We start from the raw sequence: 23,895 nt of genomic DNA, 5'->3' as shown, positions 1-23,895 counted from the left end.
AGATTTAAATATGCTTCCAAAACATCAAGTGATTAATCATATTATGAAACAAAAGGTTGTGGCAGTTATTCGTGCTGCCAATGCACAAGAAGCAATAGCGATTTCGAAGTCTGCTATTTCAGGCGGTATTTCAGTGATTGAGCTAACATTTACAACGCCTTTTATTGAAGATGCCTTTAAGGGGTTAGTAGATGAAGATGCAGTGATAGGTGCAGGAACAGTTTTAGATCCAGAGACAGCGCGTATTGCAATTTTGGCAGACGCCAAATTTATTGTTAGTCCACATTATAATGAAGAAATTGCGAAAATGTGCAATCGTTATGCTATTCCCTATCTTCCTGGATGCATGACCATTACAGAAATGAACAAAGCTATGGAGGGTGGCTGTGATATCTTAAAGCTTTTTCCAGCCAATCAATATAAGCCTTCTATAATTTCCGCGTTTAAAGGTCCATTACCACATACTCATTTCATGCCTACGGGTGGTGTTTCGCTAGATAATATAAGTGATTGGTTACAAGCGGGGGCCGTAGCTGTTGGTATTGGAAGTGATCTCACTAAAGCTTATAAAGCTGGAGGAGAAGAAGCAGTCAGTAAACTGGCAGAAACGTATATGGAAAAAGTAAAGGAGGTAAAGTGACAATGAATATTACTTTTCGATGGTATGGTAGAGACAACGATACAGTTTCATTAGAACAAATTAAACAAATCCCAGGAACGAAGGGAATAGTTTGGTCCCTTCACCATAAACAAGCAGGTGAGTTGTGGACAGAGGAAGAAATTCAAGAAGAGGTTGCTTATATCCGATCACATGGCTTTCATGCGGATGTTGTAGAAAGCGTAAATGTTCATGAATCCATTAAACTTGGGCTACCGGAGCGTGAAGAATTAATAGAGAATTATAAGCAAACTATACGCAATTTGGCAAAATACGGTGTTAAGGTAATATGTTATAATTTTATGCCAGTATTTGATTGGACGCGCTCTGATTTGCATCATCCACTACCAGACGGATCAACGGCACTGTTTTATGAAAAAGCAAAGGTCGAAGGAATCGATCCTGTAGAGCTGATAAATTCAGTTTCGCAATCATCTACGTTAACAATGCCAGGTTGGGAACCTGAACGATTAGCTAAGATTACAGATTTATTAGAGGCTTATAAAGAAGTTGATGAGGAGAAATTGTGGGACAATCTTAGGTATTTCTTAAATGAAATTTTACCTATCGCAGAAGAATGCGATATCCAAATGGGCATACACCCGGATGACCCACCATGGTCGATTTTCGGTTTACCAAGAATTATGACAGGTGAGGAAAGTCTGAAAAAATTATTAGCTATCTCAGATTCACCTTCAAATCGAATTACATTCTGTACAGGTTCTTTAGGAGCGAATCCAAATAATGATATGGTATATCTTGCCGAGAAGTATGCACAATATGCCCCGTTTTCCCATATTCGTAATGTTAAAATTTTCGATAATGGTGATTTTATCGAGACTTCACATTTTACAGAAGACGGTTCAATCGATATAGCTGGAGTAGTAAAAACTTTAGCAGACCAGCAATATCAAGGTTATGTAAGACCAGATCATGGAAGACATTTATGGAATGAAGACTGTCGTCCAGGCTACGGATTATACGATCGTGCATTGGGTATTATGTATTTGCTCGGACTTTGGGATGCATATCATAAGAATGTTGAGGTGAAATAACCTTGCAAACCATTCATCAAAACTTACAAAACAAAATAGCTGTAGTAACTGGTGGCAGCGGTGTTCTTTGTTCTGCTATGGCCACGGAGTTAGCTAGACAAGGTGTCAAGATAGCTATTATCAACCGAACGTTAAAAAATGGTCAGTTAATAGCAGCTGAAATTGAGCGAGCTGGGGGACAAGCGATAGCGGTCGAAGGCGATGTTCTAGACAGATCCTCTCTAGAAAAAGCAAAAGATCGGGTTGTTTCACATTATGGGAAAGTAGATATTCTAATTAATGGTGCAGGCGGTAATCATCCTGATGCAATTACTTCTGAAGAAATATACAGTGGAAATGAAGTAGAACAGTCATTTTTTAAAATGGATGAAGCGGGATTTTCCACCGTGTTCGCTAGTAACTTCACAGGTACCTTTCTAACTAGTCAGGTTTTTGGAAAAGTACTTTTGGAACAAGAGTCTCCTGTGATTTTAAATATCTCTTCAATGAGTGCATTTTCACCGATGACGAAAGTACCTGCATACAGTGCAGCAAAATCAGCTATTAATAACTTCACTATGTGGATGGCGGTTCATTTTGCTGAATCTAATCTTCGCGTCAACGCTATTGCACCCGGATTCTTTTTAACAAAGCAAAATCACGACTTGTTAATCGATGCTGATGGAAATCATACACAGCGTTCTAATAAAATCTTGAATAATACTCCTATGAAACGCTTTGGTAAACCTGAAGATTTACTTGGTACGATGTTATGGCTAGTTGATGAATCATACTCTAGTTTTATTACTGGAATAACTGTGCCTGTAGACGGCGGTTTTATGGCTTATTCAGGTGTATAGTTAATAGTAAATAGCACAAAGATTATTAAAAAATCTTTGTGCTATTTCTGTTGTTAGATAATAATTTGAATAATAGAAGTATCATGAACTAGAATTTTTTTTAACTGCTGTGCTATAGTGAAAGTAACAAAGCAGGCAGGTGAGTACAGTGCAAAAGAAACGTAGACAAGTCATTAAAAAAGGAAATATGGTAGTCTTTCCCGGAACACTCGAGCGTCTTCACCGAGATGGTAGAGAGGCAATGGAACGTGATTTGCATGAAGATGCGATCCGCCATTTTGAATCTGTATTGGAAATTAACCCCGAAGATTATTCTGTTTTCGATGGTCTGGCCATTTCCTTATACGAAATGAAAGAATATGAACGAGCGAAAGAATTTGCCTTGCTTGCTATGCAAAATCAAGCAGGCGATTACATAGAATTACTCGAGCTTTATCTTTCAATTTCGATCCAACTCCAGCAATATGATGAAGTGGAGCTGACGATACAAGGTCTTCTAGAAAAAGAAATGATTCCGAAAAGTAGCTTGCAAAAGTTTCAATATTTACGCGAATTAAATGGACGATTATCCGATCGCTATGAAGAACCTTCTATTGAGGAGCCTTCTATTACAAGTAGCCATTTTTATAAGATGGGATCGATGGAGCAACAAGAATTTTTATTGTCGTTGCAACATCAGAAACTGCAACCGTATATTCCGCTGCTGGTGGATGTCATCGAAGCAGAGGATACATTACCTGTTGTGAAGACATATGCCTTACTTTTACTGCAGCAAACGGGTTATCAAGAAACATTAGCTATTCGCAAGTATCACTTTGAGACGGAGACGAATCCATCGAGACTTGTGTCCCCTGAAGAAGATCAATTTATTGGGGAGGTACAGTTTCTTGCAAAGGCACAATTTGAGAAAGATCCTACAGCGAGTGAGCTAGTAGTGAACCTGATATTGAAATACAGTGTTTTGCTGTTTCCGTTCCACTGGGGTCCTTATACGGCGGACGAAGTGGCGGGCGCATATGTAGCGTATACGAAGCAGTTATTATACGGTAAGCCGACAGAGGAATCTTCATTGCTAACGTTCATACGTTCGGTCGATGAAGAAATGGAAAGCTAACAGTGATTAATTCTTGAAAGATGAATAGACTATGTTATACTAAAATGGTTGTCAACTGCTTATCTGTATTCAGTAACGTTGTTGCTTGTAATAGGCACAACAAAATGAGCTGATTCAGGTAAAGCCTTCAAAGGGTGTCGAAGATTTTTTAGGAAGTACAGAAAAAATTTAGATACAATCATGCGAAGGTATAATTGATTAAAATAAAAATAAAAGTATTGCAAATGATTTGGAGGTCATACATATGACAGTTAAATGGGAAAAATTAGAAGGCAGTGAAGGGAAACTTACGTTTGAAGTTTCCGTAGAGCGTTTCAACGAAGCACTAGATGAAGCGTTCAAAAAAGTAGTAAAGAAAGTACAAGCACCTGGTTTCCGTAAAGGAAAAATGCCACGTAAGATGTTCAACCAAATGTACGGTGAAGAATCACTTTACAACGATGCAATCGATATCGTGCTACCTGGAGCATACTCTGCAGCAGTAGACGAAGCAGACGTTGATCCAATCGCTGCACCTGAGATTGACATCGAAAAGTTAGAAAAAGGCGAGCCGGTTGTATTCACAGCAGTTATCGCACTTAAGCCAGAAGTGAAACTTGGCGAATACAAAGGTCTTGAAGTGACTCGTCAATCAGTTGAAGTAACAGACGAGGAAGTTGAAGCACAGCTTGAACAACGTACAGCAGCACTAGCAGAAATGGTAGTCAAAGAAGACGGCGTTGTTGAAGATGGCGATACAGCTACAATCGATTTCGAAGGATTCGCTGATGGCGAAGCATTCGAAGGCGGACAGTCAGAAAACTACGAACTTGAAGTTGGATCTGGTTCATTCATTCCAGGATTCGAAGAGCAAGTAGTAGGCATGAAAACAGGAGAAGAAAAAGATATTGAAATCACTTTCCCTGAAGAATACCATGCTGCTGAACTAGCTGGTAAACCTGCTACATTCAAAGTAAAAGTTAACGAAATCAAGTCTAAAGAAGTACCTGAACTTGATGACGAGTTAGCAAAAGAAATCGACGAGAGCGTTTCTTCAGTAGAAGAGCTACGCACGAAGTTGAAAGAAGAAGCTGAAGAAGTGAAGAAGAATGATTCTGAAACAGCTCTTCGTGACGATCTAGTAGAACAGGCTGCAAGCAACGCTGAGATGGAAATTCCACAAGCGATGATCGATTCAGAAACGGATCGTATGATGCAGGACTTCGAACAACGTCTACAAATGCAAGGCATGAACTTGGATCTTTACTTCCAGTTCTCTGGTCAAGACGAGAAAACACTTCGCGACCAAATGAAGGACGACGCTCTAAGCCGCGTACGCGTTTCATTAACACTTGAAGCAATCGGTGCTGCTGAAAACGTTGAAGTTCCTGAAGAAGATATTAATGCAGAACTTGAAAAGATGTCTGAGCAATTCGGTATGGACGTTGAGCAAATCAAGACTACTCTTGGTGGCACATCTGTACTTGAAAACGATCTTCGTTTCAACAAAACAGTTCAACTACTTGTTGACAGCGCTAAAATCGTCGACTAATCTTTCTATATAGATAAAACAAGGTACGGTTTGCCCGTACCTTGTTTTTCTTAAATAAAAGACTTCATGTATAGAGTTTTCTAAACTCCATAAGCTAGAGCGTAAATAACCATACATATCAGGCTGGTTGTGTTGGTCGTTAAGTTCTAATTAGTTGATTAAGTCAAAGTAATCTTGTAGTATATTCACTTGAATAGGGGTGAGCATAATGTTCAAATTTAATGATGAAAACGATAACTTGAGCTGTTCTTTTTGCGGGAAATCTCAAGAGCAAGTCCGCAAACTAGTAGCTGGTCAAGGTGTTTATATTTGTGATGAATGCGTTGAACTTTGTGCGGAAATCGTGGAAGAGGAAGTCGGTCTTGAAGAAGGCTTTGAACTAAAAGACGTTCCAAAACCAAGAGAGATCCAAAGTATCCTCGATGATTATATCATCGGGCAAGATCGTGCAAAGAAATCACTCGCAGTAGCAGTATACAATCATTACAAACGAGTGAATTCAGGTAGTAAAATTGATGAAGTCGAGCTGGCTAAATCCAATATCGTCTTAATCGGACCAACAGGTAGCGGTAAAACTTTACTCGCTCAAACATTGGCTCGTATTTTGGATGTACCATTTGCGATTGCAGATGCGACTTCATTAACTGAAGCAGGTTACGTTGGGGAAGACGTAGAGAATATCCTCTTGAAATTAATTCAAGCAGCGGATTTCGATATCGATAAAGCTGAAAAAGGAATTATCTACATCGATGAAATCGATAAAGTAGCTCGTAAATCCGAGAACGCATCGATTACACGTGACGTATCTGGTGAAGGTGTACAACAAGCCTTGCTGAAGATTTTGGAAGGAACAGTTGCAAGCGTACCACCACAAGGCGGTCGTAAGCATCCTCATCAAGAATTCTTGCAAATCGATACAACGAATATCTTGTTCGTTGTGGGTGGAGCATTTGACGGCATCGAAGATATCGTTAAACGCCGTATTGGACGTAAAGTCATCGGTTTCGGTTCTGAATCGAAGCAAGAAATCAATGAACAAGATAGTCTATTGGCTAAATTGATTCCTGAAGATCTACAATCATACGGTTTGATTCCGGAATTCATCGGTCGTTTGCCGGTTATCGCAACTCTCGATACACTAGATGCGGATACATTGTATCAAATTCTAACTGAACCGAAAAATGCGATCGTTAAACAATACCAGAAGATGGTCGAACTTGATGATGTTGAACTTCAATTTGAAGATGACGCATTAATCGAAATCGCGAAAGAAGCAATTGCTCGTAAAACGGGTGCTCGTGGACTTCGTTCGATTATCGAAAATATCATGTTGGACGTAATGTATGATCTTCCTTCACTTGAAGAAGTAAAGAAATGTATCATCACTAAAGATTCTGTCACGGGTACATCTACTCCGATCTTGTATAAAGAAGACGGATCAATTTACGAAGCAGATAACGAAAAAAATACTGCATAACGCCGAAATGGCAAAAAGGCCGGCTCCACCGATGCGTATCCTATACGTTCGGCAGTCGGCTTTTTCTTACATAAGATTTTATTTATGAACTATATACATACTTAGACATAATTTATTTGGAGGTGGCTTATCATGCCGACGATTCAAAAACAGAACATCCCATTATTGCCACTTCGCGGAGTGATTGTATATCCGACGATGCTTTTACATATCGATGTAGGTCGAGAGCGTTCGATTTTTGCTATTGAACATTCTTTAGCAGGTGATCATCAAATTTTCCTAGCAACGCAGAAAGATTTAAGCTTAGAAAATCCAGAAAAAGATGATTTACAAACGATTGGTACGTTAGCGAATATCAAATCGATGACGCAATTGCCAAATGGTACCTATCGGGTATTGATTGAAGGGATACATAGAGCCAAGTGGTGTGTTTACGAGGAAGCGGATCTATATCCTGTTGTGAATGTGGAATGCTACGAAGAGAACGATGAAAAAGATGCTGAGGCAGAAGCGCTGATGCGTTCACTCGTTGCACAGTTTAAACGATACGCGAAAAACAGTAAACGTATTTCCGATGAAACACTCGAAACAGTTGAGAGTATTCAAGAACCGGGAAGATTAGCGGATATGATCGCATCGAATTTACCGTTAAAATTAACAGCGAAACAAGAAGTGCTTGAAATGATCGATGTACCTGAACGTTTGGAATGGCTAATTAGTCGTATGTATAATGAACAGGAAATCATGGAGCTTGAACAAAAAATTAATGAACGCGTAAAAGAAGCAATGGAACGTACACAAAAAGAGTTCTATTTACGTGAACAATTGAAAGCAATTCAGACAGAACTGGGCGATAAAGACGGTAAAGGTCTTGAAGTGACGGAGCTGAATAAGAAAATTGAAGAAGCGAATATGCCTCAATCTGTAAGAGAAACAGCAGAGCGAGAACTAGAACGCTATGAAAAAATTCCTTCTATTTCCGCAGAGAGTGGTATCATCCGTAACTATATCGAGTGGCTGATCATGCTGCCGTGGACCGATGCTACAAAAGACCAATTGGATTTGAAGCGTTCTGAAGAAATATTGAATCGTGACCACGAAGGCTTGGAAAACGTTAAAGAACGGATTCTTGAGTATCTAGCGGTGCGTCAGATGACCAATTCACTCCGTGGTCCTATCCTTTGTTTGGATGGACCTCCAGGGGTTGGTAAAACATCATTGGCACGTTCAATTGCCGAGTCATTAGGACGCAAATTTGTCCGTTTGTCTCTAGGCGGCGTACGGGATGAATCAGAAATTCGAGGTCATCGTAGAACGTATGTAGGTGCTATGCCCGGACGTATTATTCAAAGTATGAAGAAAGCGGGTACTGTGAATCCAGTTTTCTTACTCGATGAAATTGATAAAATGTCGAATGATTTCCGAGGTGATCCATCGTCTGCTATGTTAGAAGTGCTGGATCCTGAACAAAACAGCACCTTCAGCGATCATTATATTGAAGAACCGTATGATCTCTCAAGTGTCTTATTCATCGCTACATCGAATGATCTGGGGGCTATTCCTGGACCGCTACGTGATCGCATGGAAATCATATCGATCCCAGGTTACACGGAGCATGAAAAACAATCAATTGCCATCAACCATCTGATTCCCAAACAAATGAAAGAACATGGCCTGAAGAAATCCCAGCTACGTTTCCAAGATGAAGCCGTACTGGAAGTTGTTCGTTATTATACGCGAGAAGCGGGTGTGCGTTCATTGGAACGTGAAATCGCCAGTATCTGTCGTAAAGCTGCTCGTCAGATCCTCGCAGGTGATAAGAAAAGCTTGACTGTGAGCCCGAAAACATTGGAAACATTGCTTGGCAAAAAACGCTTCCGATTCGGACAGGCAGAAACGGTCAATCAAGTCGGAGCAGCAACAGGGTTAGCCTATACATCAGTAGGTGGAGATACATTGCAAATTGAGGTATCCTTATCACCAGGTAAAGGTAAATTATTGCTGACTGGAAAACTTGGCGATGTTATGAAGGAATCTGCACAAACAGCATTGTCGTATGTGCGTTCTAAAGCTATGACATTTGATATAGATCCAGATTTCCATGAAAAGTGGGATATCCATATACATGTTCCAGAAGGCGCCACACCAAAAGATGGACCTTCCGCCGGTATAACAATCGTAACGGCACTAGTATCCGCATTGACGGAACGCCCGATACGCCGTGAAGTCGGTATGACAGGTGAAGTGACATTGCGTGGACGAGTGTTGCCTATTGGTGGACTGAAGCAAAAAACACTAAGTGCCCACCGTGCAGGTCTTCGCACGATCATCATCCCGTCTGATAATGAACGTGATCTAGATGATATTCCAGATAGTGTAAGAAAAGAATTAACATTTAAACTCGTGTCGGATGCTCATGAAGTACTCGATATCGCTTTGGAGGAAAAGAAATGAAAGTCCATAACGTTGAAATGATTATGAGTGCCGTTAGACCTGAACAATATCCAACAGAAGGCTATCCTGAATTTGCGTTAGCCGGTCGCTCGAATGTAGGGAAGTCTTCATTCATCAATAAAATGATCGGACGCAAGAGCTTAGCTCGTACGTCTTCAAAACCAGGAAAGACCCAAACGCTCAATTTCTATAAAATTGAAGAACAATTATTTTTCGTTGACGTACCTGGTTACGGCTATGCGAAAGTGTCTAAAACAGAAAAAGAAAAGTGGGGGGGTATGATCGAGCAATACATTACGTCACGTGAAGAGTTGCGTGCGGTAGTGCAAATTGTCGATTTGCGCCATCCACCAACAAAAGATGACTGCATGATGCATGATTTCCTAGCCCACTATAATATCCCTACAATTGTCGTTGCGACAAAAGCCGATAAAATTCCTAAAGGTAAATGGGAGAAGCATAAGAAAGTCGTTCGTACAACATTTAACATGGAAGTCCATGAGCCGCTGATCTTGTTTTCATCCGAAAAAGGAATGGGTATGGATGAAGCATGGCGTGAAATTGAAAGTCGCATGTAAATAACGCGATAGTTTCGGGGGAATTGCTACATTATGACTTCAAATGATGTTCACAATTTACATTCCGACTAAAGCGCTATGTATGTTATAATGAATGTACGAAAAAGATTCCGAAAGGTGTGAGCACCTAATGTATACAGTCGTTGTCGGTGTTAACCACCGAACCGCCCCTGTCGAAATTAGAGAGAAGCTATCATTCGTCGAAGCTGATTTGCCACAAGCGATGCAAACATTGCAACAGCAAAAGAGCATCTTAGAAAACATCATTATTTCTACTTGTAACCGTACAGAAATTTATGCGGTGGTCGATCAGATTCATACAGGACGATATTATATAAAGAAATTCCTTGCCGATTGGTTTTCGATTCCTATTGAGGAATTCTCCAGTCACTTGATTATTCATGAAGAAGATGGTGCCATAGAACACTTATTACGTGTAACTGCAGGCATTGATTCCATGGTACTCGGTGAAACGCAAATACTAGGACAAGTTCGCAGTAGTTTTTTTGCTGCACAAAATATTGGTACAACAGGTACCGTATTCAATGAATTGTTCAAACAAGCGATCACAACAGCGAAGAGAGCACATACCGACACAGCAATTGGTGAAAATGCCGTGTCAGTTTCCTATGCAGCCGTAGAACTTGGGAAAAAGATTTTCGGTTCTCTCAAAGATAAGCATATTGCCATTCTTGGAGCTGGTACGATGGGTGAATTAGCAGTCAAGAACTTGCAAGGAAGCGGTGTTGGGAAGATTACTGTAATCAACCGAACATTCTCTAAGGCAGAAATTCTAGCGGCGAAATTTAATGGTGAAGCGAAATCTATGCAAGAGTTGCAGTGTTTGTTACTCGAAGCGGATATTTTGATCAGTTCAACTGGTGCTACTGAATATGTCATCGATTATGAATTGATGGATTTTGTAGAGAGACTACGTAAAGGCAAGCCGCTATTTATGGTGGATATAGCTGTACCACGTGATCTTGATCCAAAAATCGGTGAACTGAGCAGTGTATTCTTGTACGATATCGATGATCTTCAAGGTATTGTCGAAGCAAACTTGGCCGAACGTAAGCGTGCAGCTGATGAGATCGGTTTAATGATTGAACAAGAAGTAGTTGCATTTAAAGAATGGTTGACAACACTTGGTGTCGTGCCAATGATTTCTGCATTGCGTAAGAAGGCAAGTCGCATTCAGAGTGAAACAATGGCTAGCATCGAAAATAAAATGCCGGATTTAACAGAACGTGAAAAGAAAGTTCTGAACAAGCATACAAAATCGATTATCAATCAATTGCTGAAAGAGCCTATTTTACAAGCTAAAGAATTATCTACTGATAAAAAAGCAGCAGAGAAACTCGCACTTTTTGAACAAATCTTTGGGATTTCTGAAGATGTCGTAACAGAAAAGGAACAGCTGGCATTACAGGCAAAAGAACGTCTCCAAAAACGTGCTGATGAAAAATCAGATGTCGTTGATGTGACGAACTTAAATTATCAACACTAATCCCTGGTGGTTCTGTATCTGTCTTTCACAAGAACGATACAGGTCCACTTTTTTTAATGCAGTTAAATAAGCAAGAAATGTATAAATACTCGTGGCACTATGAGAAATATGCTTTCTATGGATGCAAATATTTGCAGTAACACCCTCTCATTTGAGACAATATAAACGAACACTCCTTACTAGCAAAAGAGAGGTTTTCGCTTGAAAGGCAGAGAATAGCATATGGTTGATTTAACCGTCGCAAGACTTCAGGAATTCATGATTGTTCTTTATGCCCTCGGTCTTGTTTTTTACTTAATTGATTACTTTAAAAAGTCAAAAGTCGTGCAACGTACTGCTTTTTGGCTCATCGTTTCTGTATGGGTTACGCAAACGATTATTTTATCTTTTTACATTTTTGAAATGAAACGTTTTCCCGTGCTATCGCTAGTTGAAGGAATTTACTTTTATGTATGGTTACTAGTTACACTATCCATCGTGTTCCAGTTGATTTATAAAGTGAATTTCATGGTGTTTTTTACAAATATCATTGGTTTTGCTTTTTTAATGATTCATGTGTTTTCCAATCTAAAATATACAGCGTCCACTGTAGGTGATTCGCTTATTTCAGAAGTGTTATTTGTTCATATTACATCAGCAATCCTCTCGTATGCGGTGTTCGCATTAGCATTTGTTTTCGCGATATTATATTTGATTGTATATAACGTATTGAAAAGTAAGAAACTTGGTAAGCGGTTTTCTAGTCTGCCGAATTTGCATCAAACGATGATGGGCATGAAAATGTCGATCTACACGGGCATCCCGATTTTATTTGTTAGTTTGTTGTTTGGTGTGCAATGGGCATATGTAGCGCTAGAAGACTGGTCTCCGTTTGATGTGAAAATCATGGGATCATTTGCGGTATTGCTCATCTACTCGTCAGTGGTTTTTTACAACTACAAGGGCAAGCTCCAATCAGTGGAGTTCGCTTGGATGACGATATTTGCATTTCTCTTAACGGTCGTTAATTTCTTTTTGGGCAGTACGCTGTCACAATTTCATTTATGGATATAAGAGAGGAAGAGTTTTGTGAGAAAAATTATTGTAGGTTCACGTAGAAGTAAGCTGGCATTAACTCAAACGAAATGGTTCATCGAACAAATGAAGCAAGCGGGTGCACCATTTGAGTTTGAAGTGAAAGAGATTGTGACGAAAGGCGATCAAATATTGGATGTCATGTTGTCAAAAGTTGGCGGTAAAGGATTATTCGTAAAAGAGATCCAGCAAGCATTATTTGATAAAGAAATTGATTTTGCCGTACATAGCATGAAGGACATGCCGGCGGTAATTCCTGACGGCTTGACTGTCGGTTGTATCCCTAAACGTGTAGATCCACGTGATGCGTACATCGCAAATGACCATGTTCGCTTCATGGACTTACCAATCGGAGCGGTTGTCGGTACATCCAGTCTACGTCGTAGTTCACAGTTGTTGATGTTACGTCCGGATATTGAAATTAAGTGGATACGCGGCAATATTGACACACGTCTTCGTAAACTCCAAGATGGTGAATATGATGCAATTCTCTTGGCTGCTGCAGGACTTAAGCGTATGGGCTGGGATGATAACATCGTCACAGAACACCTATCGCTCGAAGATTGTATTCCAGCAGTAGGACAAGGTGCATTAGCAATTGAATGTCGTGAAGATGATACAGAATTGCTAAATGAACTAGCGAAATTAACAGATGAGAAAACATGGATTGAGCTACAGGCTGAGCGTACGTTCCTTAACGAAATGGATGGTTCTTGCCAAGTACCAATCGGAGGATTTGCAACGTTTGATGGTAATGAAGTGGAAATGACTGGTTTCATCGCGTCTCCCGATGCAGTTCAAGTGTTCCGTGAAACGGTGAAAGGAACAGATCCTGTTGCAGTCGGTAAAGAAGTCAGTAGAATTTTACGTGACCAAGGTGCTACTGAAGTTATCGAGAAAGTGAAGGCGGAGATGGATGCGTAACGCATTGCCGTTAGCAGGAGAAACGGTTATTTTCACCGGTACACCAAAATCTTCGGAAGCTGCTGAACTCGTGAAAAAGTACGGTGGCATTCCGATTTCGATTCCACTTATTCAAGTAGGAGAAATACAGAAGAAGGCTGATCAGCAAAAGTTGCAACAAGCAATGAAAGCTGATTGGCTCATTTTTACGAGCCAATCAGCAGTTGCTGCATTCCGTGCGAAAATGTTGCGGTTCAATGTAACGGCTGATACGTACAATGGAAAAGTTGCTGCGGTCGGAACTCGAACAGCCGCTGCGCTAGATCAACTTGGTTTTGCCGTGTCTTTCATACCGAGCGTATTTAGTGCAGATGTTTTCGTCAAACAGTTTAATCCGAAAAAATCAGAACGGTTGCACGTGGTCTTTTTGAAAGGTACGCTTGCGGGTAGTCTGATTCGCGAGGAGTTGCCGTTTCATGTATCGGAATGGACAGTCTATGAGACAAAAAGTGCAACGAGTGAAATAGATAAATTGAGTCGTTTTATACTTCATAAAAATCAGGTGTCTGTTTTGTTCGCAAGCCCGTCAGCGGTGGAAGTATTCTCTTCACGTATTGCACCGAAAACGACGTGGTTCGGCTTTACGGTTTGCGCGATCGGACATGTTACGGAACGTGCATTGTTAAAAGTAGGTGCACCTGTTCACGTCAAACCTGAAACGTATACATTAGTCGAGCTAGTTCACGAATTAGCCAAACGAAAGGGAGAATTTAAATGAATCCAATAGAATTTAAGCGTCATCGTAGACTTCGTACACACCCAACAGTGCGTGCGATGGTAAGGGAGACAGAAATTAAAGCAGCGGATTTCATTTATCCTATCTTTGTTACAGAAGGCGAGAACGTACGTAATCCAATCGCTTCGATGCCAGGAGTAGATCAGTTTTCAATTGATTTATTATTGAAAGAGACGGATGAAGTAGTTGAACTAGGTATTTCATCGATTATTTTATTCGGTATCCCTAATGAAAAAGACGCTACCGGATCTGAAGCGTATGACGATGAAGGAATCATCCAACGTGCTACACGTGCTGTAAAAGAACGTCATCCAGAATTAGTTGTAGTGGCGGATACATGTTTATGCGAGTATACAGATCACGGTCACTGTGGCGTTATTCACGATAATGATGTAGATAACGATGCAAGCCTTGTATTGCTTGCGAGGACGGCAGTCAGTCAAGCGAAAGCAGGAGCAGATATCATTGCGCCATCGAATATGATGGACGGATTTGTTGCGGTCATTCGCCAAGCACTTGACGATGCAGGATACCAGAACATTCCGATTATGTCGTATGCGGTGAAATATGCATCTGCTTATTACGGTCCATTCCGTGAAGCAGCGCAATCCACTCCACAATTCGGCGATCGTAAAACGTATCAGATGGATCCAGCAAATCGAATGGAAGCTATGCGTGAAGCGGAATCCGATATTCTTGAAGGTGCAGACTTCCTTATTGTGAAGCCGGCATTGTCTTACCTTGATATCATTCGCGACGTGAAAAATCATGTACTATTGCCTGTCGTGGCGTACAACGTCAGTGGGGAATACGCAATGGTCAAAGCGGCTGCATTAAACGGCTGGGTAGATGAGAAGAAAATTGTACTAGAAACGTTAACAAGTATGAAGCGTGCAGGCGCAGATATCATCATGACGTATCATGCAAAAGATGCTGCTCGCTGGTTGGAGGAGAAGTAATATGGGACATAAATCATATACGAAATCTGAACAAGCATTCAAAAAAGCAGTTGATTTAATGCCGGGTGGCGTCAACTCACCAGTTCGTGCATTCAAATCAGTCAATATGGATCCGATCTTTATGGAAAGTGGTAAAGGGGCGATCATTAAGGATATTGATGGCAATGAATATATTGACTACGTTTTATCTTGGGGTCCTCTAATCCTAGGACACACACACCCTGACGTAGTATCAGCAATCCAAAAAGTCGCTGAAACTGGCACAAGTTTCGGAGCACCGACTCTTCTAGAAAATGAATTAGCTGAGCTTGTCATCGACCGTGTTCCGTCAATTGAAATGGTACGTATGGTATCTTCAGGTACGGAAGCGACAATGAGTGCACTTCGTTTAGCACGTGGCTATACGAAGCGTAATAAAATCCTTAAATTCGAAGGTTGCTACCACGGACATGCGGATTCTTTGCTTATTAAAGCGGGATCGGGTGTCGCTACATTAGGTTTACCAGATAGCCCTGGAGTACCTGAATCGATTGCGCAAAACACGCTTACGGTTCCATATAACGACCTGGAAAGTGTTAAATTGGCTATCAAAGAGTACGGAGACGACCTTGCTGCGATTATTGTAGAACCTGTTGCAGGAAACATGGGTGTTGTAGGACCGGATAACGGCTTCCTTAAAGGCTTACGTGATTTGACCGAAGAGAACGGTTCATTACTCATCTTTGATGAAGTGATGACTGGATTCCGTGTTGGTTATAAATGCGCACAAGGTCATTTCAACATCAAACCGGACATTACATGTCTAGGTAAAGTAATCGGTGGCGGACTGCCTGTAGGAGCGTATGGCGGTTCACGCAAGATTATGGAGCATGTTGCACCAGCAGGAACTATTTATCAAGCTGGTACATTGTCTGGTAATCCGTTAGCGATGACAGCGGGAATTGAAACATTGAGAAAGTTAACGCCGAAAACATATGAACATTTCATTAAGCTTGGCGATCAATTGGAAGAAGGTTTCCGCGCAGCAGCGAAAGCTAATAATATTCCGCATACTGTCAATCGTGCAGGTTCGATGATTGGGTTCTTCTTTACAAATGAACGCGTCAATAATTACGATAAAGCGAAAACATCTGATTTGGAACTATTCGCAGAATATTACCGTCTGATGGCGGAAGAAGGTATTTTCTTACCACCTTCCCAATTCGAAGGAATGTTCTTGTCAGCGGCTCATACAGAAGAGCATATCGCGAAAACTGTGGAAGCATTCCATACAGTGTTTGCGAAACTTAAGAGATAATTACTAAGCGTCAGGCAGATAGTTGCTTGGCGCTTTTTTATTTTCATTCTTAAACTACATTATACTCACTTCTAAACTCCGTATTTTCTTCATATAGTAGCCTGAGTTAAGAAAAGGAGTGAAGCAAATATGACGACGCATCAATGGACATTACAAGAATCTTTTTATTTCCCTGCTGAGTACGGGGCATTTGCAGAATCGGCTGAGGTAAAGGTGACGCCTGGCTTTACGGAAGAACGGACGGAAGAAGCGATTCGTTTGCAAGGGATCTATCATATTGCAGCAAACGTCGTGTTTGACGCAGACAAGCAGGTGGAGCTCCCAGCGGAAGACTTATTGATTATTAATGATGTCGAAGTGGAGAACAGCAAAGGATATTTTGAATATGCGGTGCCACTGAATGTAGATTTACCAGCTGAGCTCGATGGAAACCTGCAACTGGAAGTACAGGATGTTAAAACTACATCACAGGAAGATGGCGGATTAAAACTGGAGTGGACGGTTCACTTGAAGCAGGAACAACCCGTGCAAGAGCCTGTACAAGAACCAGTTGCAATTGTAGAAGAACCTGCAGAACCCCAATTGACGGCTGCATCGACTTCCCATATGCAGTTTCTTGCTAATGCTGATCGTGCGCTAGAGCAAGTCCACAATGAAATGGAAGACTTTCTCTTATACATCGCCGAAATGGATGACGATGTCACGAGAAAGATCTTCCATTCAAATAATGTTTTTGTAGAAGCAGAAAGACAAAGCAGCGAGTAAACAAAATAATAATATGTCTCCGGTTGTCGGGACAATGAGTAATCGCACTAATTGGAACACGGTCAACGGGATGATAAAGCCTTTACAGTAAAATCTCGTTTTCCGTAGCCAGGGCGGCAACAAGTAGGGGTTATAACCTTTTCGCATCGTTCACCATCCTTTCCTTATCGACTAGTATTCAGTTGACGGACACAGTATGCTTCGCTTATAATAATGAAAGATAAGAATATAAATGCGAAGAGTAGGCAAGTACATGTGAAACGTTTTCTTTAGAGAGGGTACGATAGGTGGGACGTACCTGGGAACAACATATGGAAGTCCCCTATGAGCAGTTTCTGTGAAATTTTAGTAGCAGGAACCGGTGAAGACCGTTACCAAATCATGAAGATGTAATGCTTTTTAGCGTTCATAAATAAAGGTGGTACCACGAGCTCCTTCGTCCTTTTACCGGGATGAGTGGGGCTTTTTTGTATCCCTTTTTATTTGAAGGAGGAACTATAATGACTGATGAATTGACAATGCCGACTAAATACGATCCGCAGGCAGTTGAAAAAGAACGTTATGAGTGGTGGCTTGAAGGCAAGTATTTTGAATCGGATGTAAAAAGCGAGAAAGAACCGTATACGATTGTGATTCCACCACCAAACGTGACGGGTAAGCTTCACTTAGGTCACGCTTGGGATACGACATTACAAGATATGCTCATCCGCATGAAACGTATGCAAGGGTATGATGCATTGTGGTTGCCGGGAATGGACCATGCAGGAATTGCGACACAAGCCAGAGTAGAAGAAAAACTTCGCGCTGAAGGCAAAACTCGCTACGATCTTGGACGTGAGAACTTCGTACAGGAAACGTGGAAATGGAAAGAAGAATACGCAAGCCATATCCGCGCACAATGGGCGAAACTTGGATTGGCACTCGATTACTCACAAGAACGTTTTACGCTCGACGAAGGTCTATCAAAAGCAGTCCGTGAAGTGTTTGTTAAATTATATGAAAAGAAGCTCATTTATCGTGGCGAATATATCATCAACTGGGATCCTGCAACAAAAACAGCGATTTCTGATATCGAAGTCATCCATAAAGATGTGCAGGGTGCATTCTATCATATGCGTTACCCATTGACAGATGGCACAGGTTCAATTGAAATTGCGACAACACGTCCCGAAACGATGCTCGGTGATACGGCTGTTGCGGTTCATCCAGAAGACGATCGGTACAAGCACTTGATCGGGAAAATGGTTACATTGCCAATCGTTGGACGCGAAATTCCAATCGTGGCGGACGATTACGTAGAAATGGACTTCGGAAGCGGCGCAGTGAAAATTACACCAGCGCATGATCCGAATGACTTTGAAATAGGTAATCGCCATAACTTACCACGTATTCTCGTGATGAATGAAGATGGATCGATGAATAAACTAGCAGGTAAGTATGAAGGTATGGATCGTTTCGAATGCCGTACGCAAATCGTTAAGGATTTACAAGAGATGAATGTGTTATTTGAAATCGAAGAACATATGCACTCTGTCGGTCATTCGGAACGAAGCGGTGCAGTAGTGGAGCCTTATCTTTCTACACAATGGTTCGTTAATATGCAGCCACTTGCCGAGCAAGCGATCAATCTGCAGAAAAATGAAGAAGAAAAAGTGACGTTTGTGCCTGAGCGTTTCGAGAAAACGTATTTAAGTTGGATGGAAAATGTTCATGACTGGTGTATTTCTCGTCAACTTTGGTGGGGCCATCGTATTCCAGCTTGGTATCACAACACAACAGGTGAAATTTATGTGGGTCAAGAAGCACCGGCTGACGCAGAAAACTGGACACAGGACAATGACGTACTTGATACTTGGTTCTCATCTGCTCTATGGCCGTTCTCGACAATGGGCTGGCCTGACGTAGATAGCGAAACGTTCAAAAAGTATTACCCAACGGATGCCCTTGTTACAGGATATGATATTATCTTCTTCTGGGTGTCTCGTATGATCTTCCAAGCACTTGAATTCACGGAAGAGCGTCCATTCAAAGATGTTTTGATCCATGGTTTAGTACGTGCGGAAGACGGGCGAAAAATGTCTAAATCTCTTGGTAACGGTGTAGATCCAATGGACGTAATCGAGCAATACGGTGCAGATGCATTGCGTTACTTCCTTGCAACAGGTTCTTCACCAGGACAAGACCTACGTTATTCTACCGAAAAAGTAGAAGCGATTTGGAACTTTGCCAATAAAATTTGGAATGCTTCCCGTTTCGCGTTAATGAATATGGATGGAATGAAGTATGAAGAAATCGATTTATCAGGAGAAAAATCCGTTGCAGATGCATGGATCTTAACTCGTCTGAATGAAACGATTGAATCAGTAACTAGCTTGTCAGACCGCTATGAGTTTGGTGAAATGGGCCGCGCGTTATATAACTTCATCTGGGAAGACTTCTGTAACTGGTATATCGAAATGGCGAAGTTGCCGTTATACGGTGAAGACGAAGCAGCGAAGAAAATGACACGTTCGGTTCTTGCGCATGTTCTAGATCACACGATGCGTTTAATACACCCATTGATGCCGTTCATTACTGAAGAGATTTGGCAGAACCTTCCGCATGAAGGCGAGTCGATCACAGTAGCCAAGTGGCCAGAAGTGGACGCAGCGATGATGGACAAGTCTCGCTCTTCGGATATGAAGTTGTTGGTGGATATTATTAAAGCGGTACGTAATATTCGCGCTGAAGTAAATACTCCGATGAGTCGCAAAGTCGATTTGTATATTTCGGCGAAAGATGAGACGACAGTGGCTGTACTGGAAGAAAACCGTAGCTATCTAGAGCGTTTCTGTAATCCGGAGACGTTGACGATTGGCGTGAAGGTGAGTGCACCAGGTAAGACGATGTCGGCGGTCGTGACAGGGGCAGAGTTGTATTTGCCACTTGAGGGATTGATTGATATTGAAGAAGAGCTGGCTCGTTTGACGAAGGAGCTTGGCAAGTGGCAAGGTGAAGTGAAGCGAGTTCAAGGCAAGTTGTCGAATGAACGTTTTACTGCGAAGGCACCAGAGTCAGTTGTTGAGGAAGAGCGTGCGAAGGAAGCAGATTATTTGGAGAAGTATGCGGCGGTTGAGCGTCGTATTGCGGAACTGAAGGAGATCTAAAGAGAATTACGACCCATTTGACAGTGTGATGCTGTTGAGTGGGTTTTTTTGTTGGAGTAGGTGAGGAGAAGAGATAATTAACCCAAACCCTATGACTTAAAAATTCTTTAGTAAGAATCCAGTAATATGCTATGGATAGTATTACTGGAGAGTTATGGGTATAATTGGATTTATAATATTTCGAAATAGGCGAGGGGAATTTTATATGAGCTATGTGGTGCGTGAAATGAAAGATGAAGATGTTGTAAGTGTCCAGCATGTTGCTAGTGAAAGTTGGCATACTACGTATGAGGGAATTATTCCTCGGGAAATTCAAGATGATTTTCTTCGTGTAGCGTATAGTGATGAGATGTTGCAGAAGCGTTTGGCTGGTTCGCATGTATTCGTTGCAGAAGACGCGAGTGAGGTAGTTGGGTTCGTTGATTTTTCTCCGGTGGATGAGGCAGGTAGGATGGAGCTGCGAGCGATTTATATATATCCTGCTAAGCAAGGAGAGGGAATAGGAACAGCACTTTTAAGAAAAGGGATAGAAGAACTTGAAGGTGTGAAAGAAGTTGTCGTGGAAGTCGAAGAGGAAAATTTGATCGGAAGACAGTTTTATGAAGCAAAAGGATTTAAGATGGTTGCGGAATATGATGAGGATTTTGCTGGTCATATATTGAAGACGATTCAGATGGTGCTGATCATTTGAATGAAATGGTATGGAAGAAATCACGAATTTAGGAGAGTGTACTATGGAGGAAAATGTATTTGAGCAAATGGCAAAAAGGTACGATTCGGATGAACGAAAGGAATTAGCTAGGATTGTAGCGGAGGAAGTAAAGCCGGAAGTACAAGATAGTCGTTCAAAATCATTAATTGATTATGGAAGCGGTACGGGATTGGTTGGGTTAGCATTAGCGGATCTGGTAGAGTCAATTTTACTGGTAGATTCATCTCAGCAAATGCTGGAAGTTGCGCAAGCTAAAATTTCTCGAGGTGGAATTACGAACGCAAAAGTTCTTTTAACGGATTTTACACAGGAGAGTCCTGAACTTCAGGCAGACATTGTTTTAGTATCATTGGTTCTACTTCATGTTCCAGATACTAAAAAAATACTACAGGAATTATATAATGTTCTGACTGAAGACGGGAAATTGATTATTATTGATTTTGATAAAAATGAAAAAGTAACACATCCAAAGGTTCATAACGGATTTGTACACGAAGAATTAAAACAGCTGTTATCAGAAGTAGGTTTTAAAGACATTGAAATTAGAAACTTTTATAGTGGGAAGAATATTTTTGTGAATGAAGACGCCACGATGTTGATCTCGACAAGTAGAAAGTGATGTATTAATAAACAAAACTCTATCATAAGAAGTATTCAAAGGGAGGTTTAATATGCTGAAAAAACCAATGAAACTACAACCAGGAGATACCGTCGCAACAGTCAGTCCCTCATGGGGAGGCGCGGGTGAACCTGAGATCAAGTGGCGTTATGAACAAGGTGTGAAAAGACTGGAAGAAGTGTTCGGATTGAAAGTAGTGCCAATGCCAAACAGTTTGAAGGGAGGAGACTATCTGTATGAGAATCCGCAAGCGCGTGCTGAAGATTTGATGACGGCATTTCGTGATCCAACCATTAAAGCAATTTTTGCGAATATCGGGGGAGAAGATAGTATCCGATTGCTTCCTTATATCGACTTCACGGTCATACAAAATAATCCGAAGATATTCAGTGGATACTCTGATGTCACCATATCCCATTTGTTTTGCCATAAGGCAGGTATCTCTTCATTCTATGGACCGGCTATTTTAACGGACTTTGCTGAAAATGTGGAGATGGATCCCTATACGATCGAAATGGTGAATCGAACTCTCTTTTCGAATGAAATAATCGGTGAGATTCAATCAGCAGAAAGTTGGACAAGTGAGCGGCTGGAATGGATTGAAACGAATAAACATACCCGTCGTACGATGAATCAGAATACTGGCTATGAGGTACTTCAAGGTTCGGGTACTGCAAAAGGTCAACTAATTGGTGGCTGCATTGAAGTATTGGAGTTTGCGAAAGGAACGGAACTTTGGCCGGATACAGCGTACTGGAATGACAGTATTCTGTTCTTTGAAACATCTGAAGAGAAACCTGAACCGGATTTTATTCGATACTGGTTGAGAAATTATGCAGCACAAGGAATATTGCAAAAAGCGAATGGGATTATTTTTGGGAAACCTCAAGATGAGAAATATTACGAAGAATATAAAGTGGAAATTCGTAAGGTGATGAAAGAGTACAGTTTAGAACATTTGCCTATCTTGTACAATTTGAATTTTGGTCATACGGAACCTAAGTTTATGTTACCTTATGGGGCGATGGCGGAGATCGATTGTGAACGAAAGACGTTTTCAATTCTTGAAAGTGGCGTAGAGTAAGGAAAATGTTTAGTGTTGGATGCCATTTTCTACCTGGAGACTAGAAGATCTATTGTTAAGGAGACATTATATGAGAGTGATAGTTGTTGATTATCATACAGAGTGGCCTAAACTCTTCGAAAAAGAGTCCCAAAAATTAGCTGCTATTTTTAAAGATGAATTAGTAGATATTCATCATATAGGTAGTACTTCTGTTGAAGGGTTAGCAGCGAAACCAATTATCGATATACTGCCCGTAGTGAAATGTATTGAAAATGTGGATGCTTTAACCGTGAAAATGAATGAAATCGGTTATGAAGCACTTGGGGAATTTGGAATTGCAGGTCGGCGCTATTTTAGAAAAGGTGAAAATCTTAGAACGCATCAAATCCATGTATTTCAAGAAGACAATCATTATGATATCACTCGTCATTTGGCTGTTAGAGATTATCTTCGTGTTCATTCTGAAAAAAGTAAGCTTTATGGAGACTTGAAAAAGAAACTGGCTAACGCGTTTCCTGACGAGATTGAATGTTATATAGATGGGAAAAATTTGTTTGTGAAGGCTCTGGAGGAAGAAGCACTCAGTTGGTATGAAGTGAAACACAGGGGCTAATATTCCAAGATTGCTCAATTTTATTTGTCTTAATTAAAGCGATTAATGTAGGGGGATTAATATGCAGAAAGATTTCATATGTAGAATTAATCAAGATGTCCTGGAAAAGTTTGAACTGGCATTGCAACTCAATAAAGAGAACGCCGACGATGTACTGGAGAAACAAATAATGCAGTATATAGCAAATAGCTTTTCCAGAGTCTCACAAGAATATAGTGAACCGAAAAGATTAAAAAGTATAGATGTTGGAAAATTAAACGCAGATACTGGGAAAGCTCGAACGAAGATTCCCATGTGGGCATATAAATCTCAACAAAATAACCATAAAATCGTACGAGCATTCTTTCAAGTCGAAAGTGAATATGGAGTTGTAACGCTTGATAATCTGATAAATAGATGCGCGGATGAGAAAAAATATCCTACTACTTATGTTAAGAATTTCATGGGGAACTTTAATTCTATGAAATCTGATGGACATAATACACATGGTAAAGTTTTTGAAGTTCATAATGGAGAAGTCATTGTGTGGGATTATATTGAGGATGTATTAATGAACTATAAATCTAATTTTTGTAGATAATAACAGTACCGAATATTGATCCTAAATTGCAATATTAAATTAGCCACTTAGATAAAATCCAGTGTATGTATGAAGGGGAATGTGATCCCTCAATTAACGGGTTAGTTTTGGAAATACTATGCTAACCTAGCCAACTCTTCTTCAAACAAAAC

General features: G+C 40.8%; 21 protein-coding genes and 1 other annotated feature. All 21 genes read left to right on the top strand.

All coding sequences use genetic code 11. The annotated features are described in order from the left end of the window. Nucleotides 1–10: 10 nt before the first annotated feature. The gene (locus CSV76_RS02125; RefSeq protein WP_099624621.1) at nucleotides 11–640 is read left to right on the top strand and encodes a bifunctional 2-keto-4-hydroxyglutarate aldolase/2-keto-3-deoxy-6-phosphogluconate aldolase; all 630 of its coding nucleotides are present in this window, start codon (nucleotides 11–13) and stop codon (nucleotides 638–640) included. Between the two features lie 2 nt (nucleotides 641–642). Beyond that, nucleotides 643–1,713: a mannonate dehydratase gene (gene uxuA, locus CSV76_RS02120; protein ID WP_099624620.1), complete on the top strand. Its 1,071-nt coding sequence runs from the start codon at nucleotides 643–645 to the stop codon at nucleotides 1,711–1,713. 2 nt (nucleotides 1,714–1,715) lie between these two features. Then, on the top strand, nucleotides 1,716–2,552 hold the full coding sequence (locus tag CSV76_RS02115) for an SDR family oxidoreductase (protein ID WP_099624619.1): 837 nt from the start codon (nucleotides 1,716–1,718) through the stop codon (nucleotides 2,550–2,552). Between the two features lie 139 nt (nucleotides 2,553–2,691). Next, nucleotides 2,692–3,666, top strand: coding sequence for a tetratricopeptide repeat protein (locus CSV76_RS02110; RefSeq protein ID WP_158232728.1), 975 nt, complete (start codon nucleotides 2,692–2,694; stop codon nucleotides 3,664–3,666). Nucleotides 3,667–3,910: 244 nt separating this feature from the next. Then, nucleotides 3,911–5,197 carry a trigger factor gene (gene tig / locus CSV76_RS02105; RefSeq protein ID WP_085426442.1) on the top strand — a complete coding sequence of 429 codons (1,287 nt, stop codon included), beginning with the start codon at nucleotides 3,911–3,913 and terminating at the stop codon, nucleotides 5,195–5,197. Between the two features lie 208 nt (nucleotides 5,198–5,405). Then, nucleotides 5,406–6,674: an ATP-dependent protease ATP-binding subunit ClpX gene (clpX, locus tag CSV76_RS02100; protein ID WP_085426441.1), complete on the top strand. Its 1,269-nt coding sequence runs from the start codon at nucleotides 5,406–5,408 to the stop codon at nucleotides 6,672–6,674. A gap of 132 nt (nucleotides 6,675–6,806) precedes the next feature. Next, on the top strand, nucleotides 6,807–9,128 hold the full coding sequence (gene lon, locus CSV76_RS02095) for an endopeptidase La (protein ID WP_085426440.1): 2,322 nt from the start codon (nucleotides 6,807–6,809) through the stop codon (nucleotides 9,126–9,128). After that, nucleotides 9,125–9,706 carry a ribosome biogenesis GTP-binding protein YihA/YsxC gene (gene yihA, locus CSV76_RS02090; protein WP_085426439.1) on the top strand — a complete coding sequence of 194 codons (582 nt, stop codon included), beginning with the start codon at nucleotides 9,125–9,127 and terminating at the stop codon, nucleotides 9,704–9,706. Before lon ends, yihA begins: the two co-directional genes overlap by 4 nt. A 130-nt stretch (nucleotides 9,707–9,836) precedes the next feature. After that, nucleotides 9,837–11,213 (top strand): glutamyl-tRNA reductase, encoded by a 1,377-nt coding sequence (gene hemA / locus CSV76_RS02085; protein WP_085426438.1) that lies wholly within the window; start codon nucleotides 9,837–9,839, stop codon nucleotides 11,211–11,213. A gap of 222 nt (nucleotides 11,214–11,435) precedes the next feature. After that, nucleotides 11,436–12,266 (top strand): cytochrome c biogenesis protein CcsA, encoded by an 831-nt coding sequence (ccsA, locus tag CSV76_RS02080; protein ID WP_099624617.1) that lies wholly within the window; start codon nucleotides 11,436–11,438, stop codon nucleotides 12,264–12,266. Between the two features lie 15 nt (nucleotides 12,267–12,281). After that, nucleotides 12,282–13,211: a hydroxymethylbilane synthase gene (gene hemC / locus CSV76_RS02075; protein WP_085426436.1), complete on the top strand. Its 930-nt coding sequence runs from the start codon at nucleotides 12,282–12,284 to the stop codon at nucleotides 13,209–13,211. Continuing rightward, complete coding sequence (locus tag CSV76_RS02070; RefSeq protein ID WP_099624616.1) at nucleotides 13,204–13,968, top strand: uroporphyrinogen-III synthase; 765 nt, start codon at nucleotides 13,204–13,206, stop codon at nucleotides 13,966–13,968. The genes hemC and CSV76_RS02070 overlap by 8 nt, the downstream gene beginning before the upstream one ends. Continuing rightward, complete coding sequence (gene hemB / locus CSV76_RS02065; RefSeq protein ID WP_099624615.1) at nucleotides 13,965–14,945, top strand: porphobilinogen synthase; 981 nt, start codon at nucleotides 13,965–13,967, stop codon at nucleotides 14,943–14,945. Before CSV76_RS02070 ends, hemB begins: the two co-directional genes overlap by 4 nt. Nucleotide 14,946: 1 nt before the next feature. Further along, on the top strand, nucleotides 14,947–16,242 hold the full coding sequence (hemL, locus tag CSV76_RS02060; RefSeq protein ID WP_085426433.1) for a glutamate-1-semialdehyde 2,1-aminomutase: 1,296 nt from the start codon (nucleotides 14,947–14,949) through the stop codon (nucleotides 16,240–16,242). A 129-nt stretch (nucleotides 16,243–16,371) separates the two neighbouring features. Beyond that, entirely contained in the window at nucleotides 16,372–17,007 is a 636-nt protein-coding gene (locus CSV76_RS02055; RefSeq protein ID WP_099624614.1) for a hypothetical protein, read from the top strand. Nucleotides 17,008–17,235: 228 nt separating this feature from the next. Further along, nucleotides 17,236–17,454, top strand: a binding site (T-box leader). A 53-nt stretch (nucleotides 17,455–17,507) separates the two neighbouring features. Continuing rightward, complete coding sequence (locus CSV76_RS02045; RefSeq protein ID WP_099624613.1) at nucleotides 17,508–20,153, top strand: valine--tRNA ligase; 2,646 nt, start codon at nucleotides 17,508–17,510, stop codon at nucleotides 20,151–20,153. Nucleotides 20,154–20,358: 205 nt separating this feature from the next. Then, complete coding sequence (locus CSV76_RS02040) at nucleotides 20,359–20,844, top strand: GNAT family N-acetyltransferase (RefSeq protein WP_099624612.1); 486 nt, start codon at nucleotides 20,359–20,361, stop codon at nucleotides 20,842–20,844. 43 nt (nucleotides 20,845–20,887) lie between these two features. Further along, entirely contained in the window at nucleotides 20,888–21,484 is a 597-nt protein-coding gene (locus tag CSV76_RS02035; protein WP_099624611.1) for a class I SAM-dependent methyltransferase, read from the top strand. A 52-nt stretch (nucleotides 21,485–21,536) separates the two neighbouring features. Then, entirely contained in the window at nucleotides 21,537–22,568 is a 1,032-nt protein-coding gene (locus CSV76_RS02030; RefSeq protein ID WP_099624610.1) for a S66 family peptidase, read from the top strand. A 70-nt stretch (nucleotides 22,569–22,638) separates the two neighbouring features. Continuing rightward, nucleotides 22,639–23,163: a GrpB family protein gene (locus tag CSV76_RS02025; RefSeq protein ID WP_085426427.1), complete on the top strand. Its 525-nt coding sequence runs from the start codon at nucleotides 22,639–22,641 to the stop codon at nucleotides 23,161–23,163. 61 nt (nucleotides 23,164–23,224) lie between these two features. After that, nucleotides 23,225–23,743 carry a hypothetical protein gene (locus tag CSV76_RS02020; RefSeq protein ID WP_085426426.1) on the top strand — a complete coding sequence of 173 codons (519 nt, stop codon included), beginning with the start codon at nucleotides 23,225–23,227 and terminating at the stop codon, nucleotides 23,741–23,743. Nucleotides 23,744–23,895: the final 152 nt, after the last annotated feature.

The sequence above is a fragment of the Sporosarcina sp. P17b genome (genome assembly GCF_002743115.1).
Lineage (GTDB): Bacteria > Bacillota > Bacilli > Bacillales_A > Planococcaceae > Sporosarcina > Sporosarcina ureae_C.
The sequence above is the reverse complement of the archived record's forward strand: the minus strand, read 5'-3'. Positions and strand labels throughout refer to the sequence as shown.

Excerpts from the sequence above, each read along its gene's own strand:
- CSV76_RS02070 (WP_099624616.1), top strand. The coding sequence starts at position 13,204 with ATGCGTAACGCATTGCCGTTAGCAGGAGAAACGGTTATTTTCACCGGT.
- CSV76_RS02025 (WP_085426427.1), top strand. The coding sequence starts at position 22,639 with ATGAGAGTGATAGTTGTTGATTATCATACAGAGTGGCCTAAACTCTTC.
- clpX (WP_085426441.1), top strand. The coding sequence starts at position 5,406 with ATGTTCAAATTTAATGATGAAAACGATAACTTGAGCTGTTCTTTTTGC.
- CSV76_RS02035 (WP_099624611.1), top strand. The coding sequence starts at position 20,888 with ATGGAGGAAAATGTATTTGAGCAAATGGCAAAAAGGTACGATTCGGAT.
- CSV76_RS02020 (WP_085426426.1), top strand. The coding sequence starts at position 23,225 with ATGCAGAAAGATTTCATATGTAGAATTAATCAAGATGTCCTGGAAAAG.
- CSV76_RS02045 (WP_099624613.1), top strand. The coding sequence starts at position 17,508 with ATGACTGATGAATTGACAATGCCGACTAAATACGATCCGCAGGCAGTT.
- CSV76_RS02055 (WP_099624614.1), top strand. The coding sequence starts at position 16,372 with ATGACGACGCATCAATGGACATTACAAGAATCTTTTTATTTCCCTGCT.
- CSV76_RS02125 (WP_099624621.1), top strand. The coding sequence starts at position 11 with ATGCTTCCAAAACATCAAGTGATTAATCATATTATGAAACAAAAGGTT.
- lon (WP_085426440.1), top strand. The coding sequence starts at position 6,807 with ATGCCGACGATTCAAAAACAGAACATCCCATTATTGCCACTTCGCGGA.
- tig (WP_085426442.1), top strand. The coding sequence starts at position 3,911 with ATGACAGTTAAATGGGAAAAATTAGAAGGCAGTGAAGGGAAACTTACG.
- yihA (WP_085426439.1), top strand. The coding sequence starts at position 9,125 with ATGAAAGTCCATAACGTTGAAATGATTATGAGTGCCGTTAGACCTGAA.
- uxuA (WP_099624620.1), top strand. The coding sequence starts at position 643 with ATGAATATTACTTTTCGATGGTATGGTAGAGACAACGATACAGTTTCA.
- CSV76_RS02040 (WP_099624612.1), top strand. The coding sequence starts at position 20,359 with ATGAGCTATGTGGTGCGTGAAATGAAAGATGAAGATGTTGTAAGTGTC.
- hemL (WP_085426433.1), top strand. The coding sequence starts at position 14,947 with ATGGGACATAAATCATATACGAAATCTGAACAAGCATTCAAAAAAGCA.
- hemA (WP_085426438.1), top strand. The coding sequence starts at position 9,837 with ATGTATACAGTCGTTGTCGGTGTTAACCACCGAACCGCCCCTGTCGAA.
- CSV76_RS02030 (WP_099624610.1), top strand. The coding sequence starts at position 21,537 with ATGCTGAAAAAACCAATGAAACTACAACCAGGAGATACCGTCGCAACA.
- ccsA (WP_099624617.1), top strand. The coding sequence starts at position 11,436 with ATGGTTGATTTAACCGTCGCAAGACTTCAGGAATTCATGATTGTTCTT.
- hemB (WP_099624615.1), top strand. The coding sequence starts at position 13,965 with ATGAATCCAATAGAATTTAAGCGTCATCGTAGACTTCGTACACACCCA.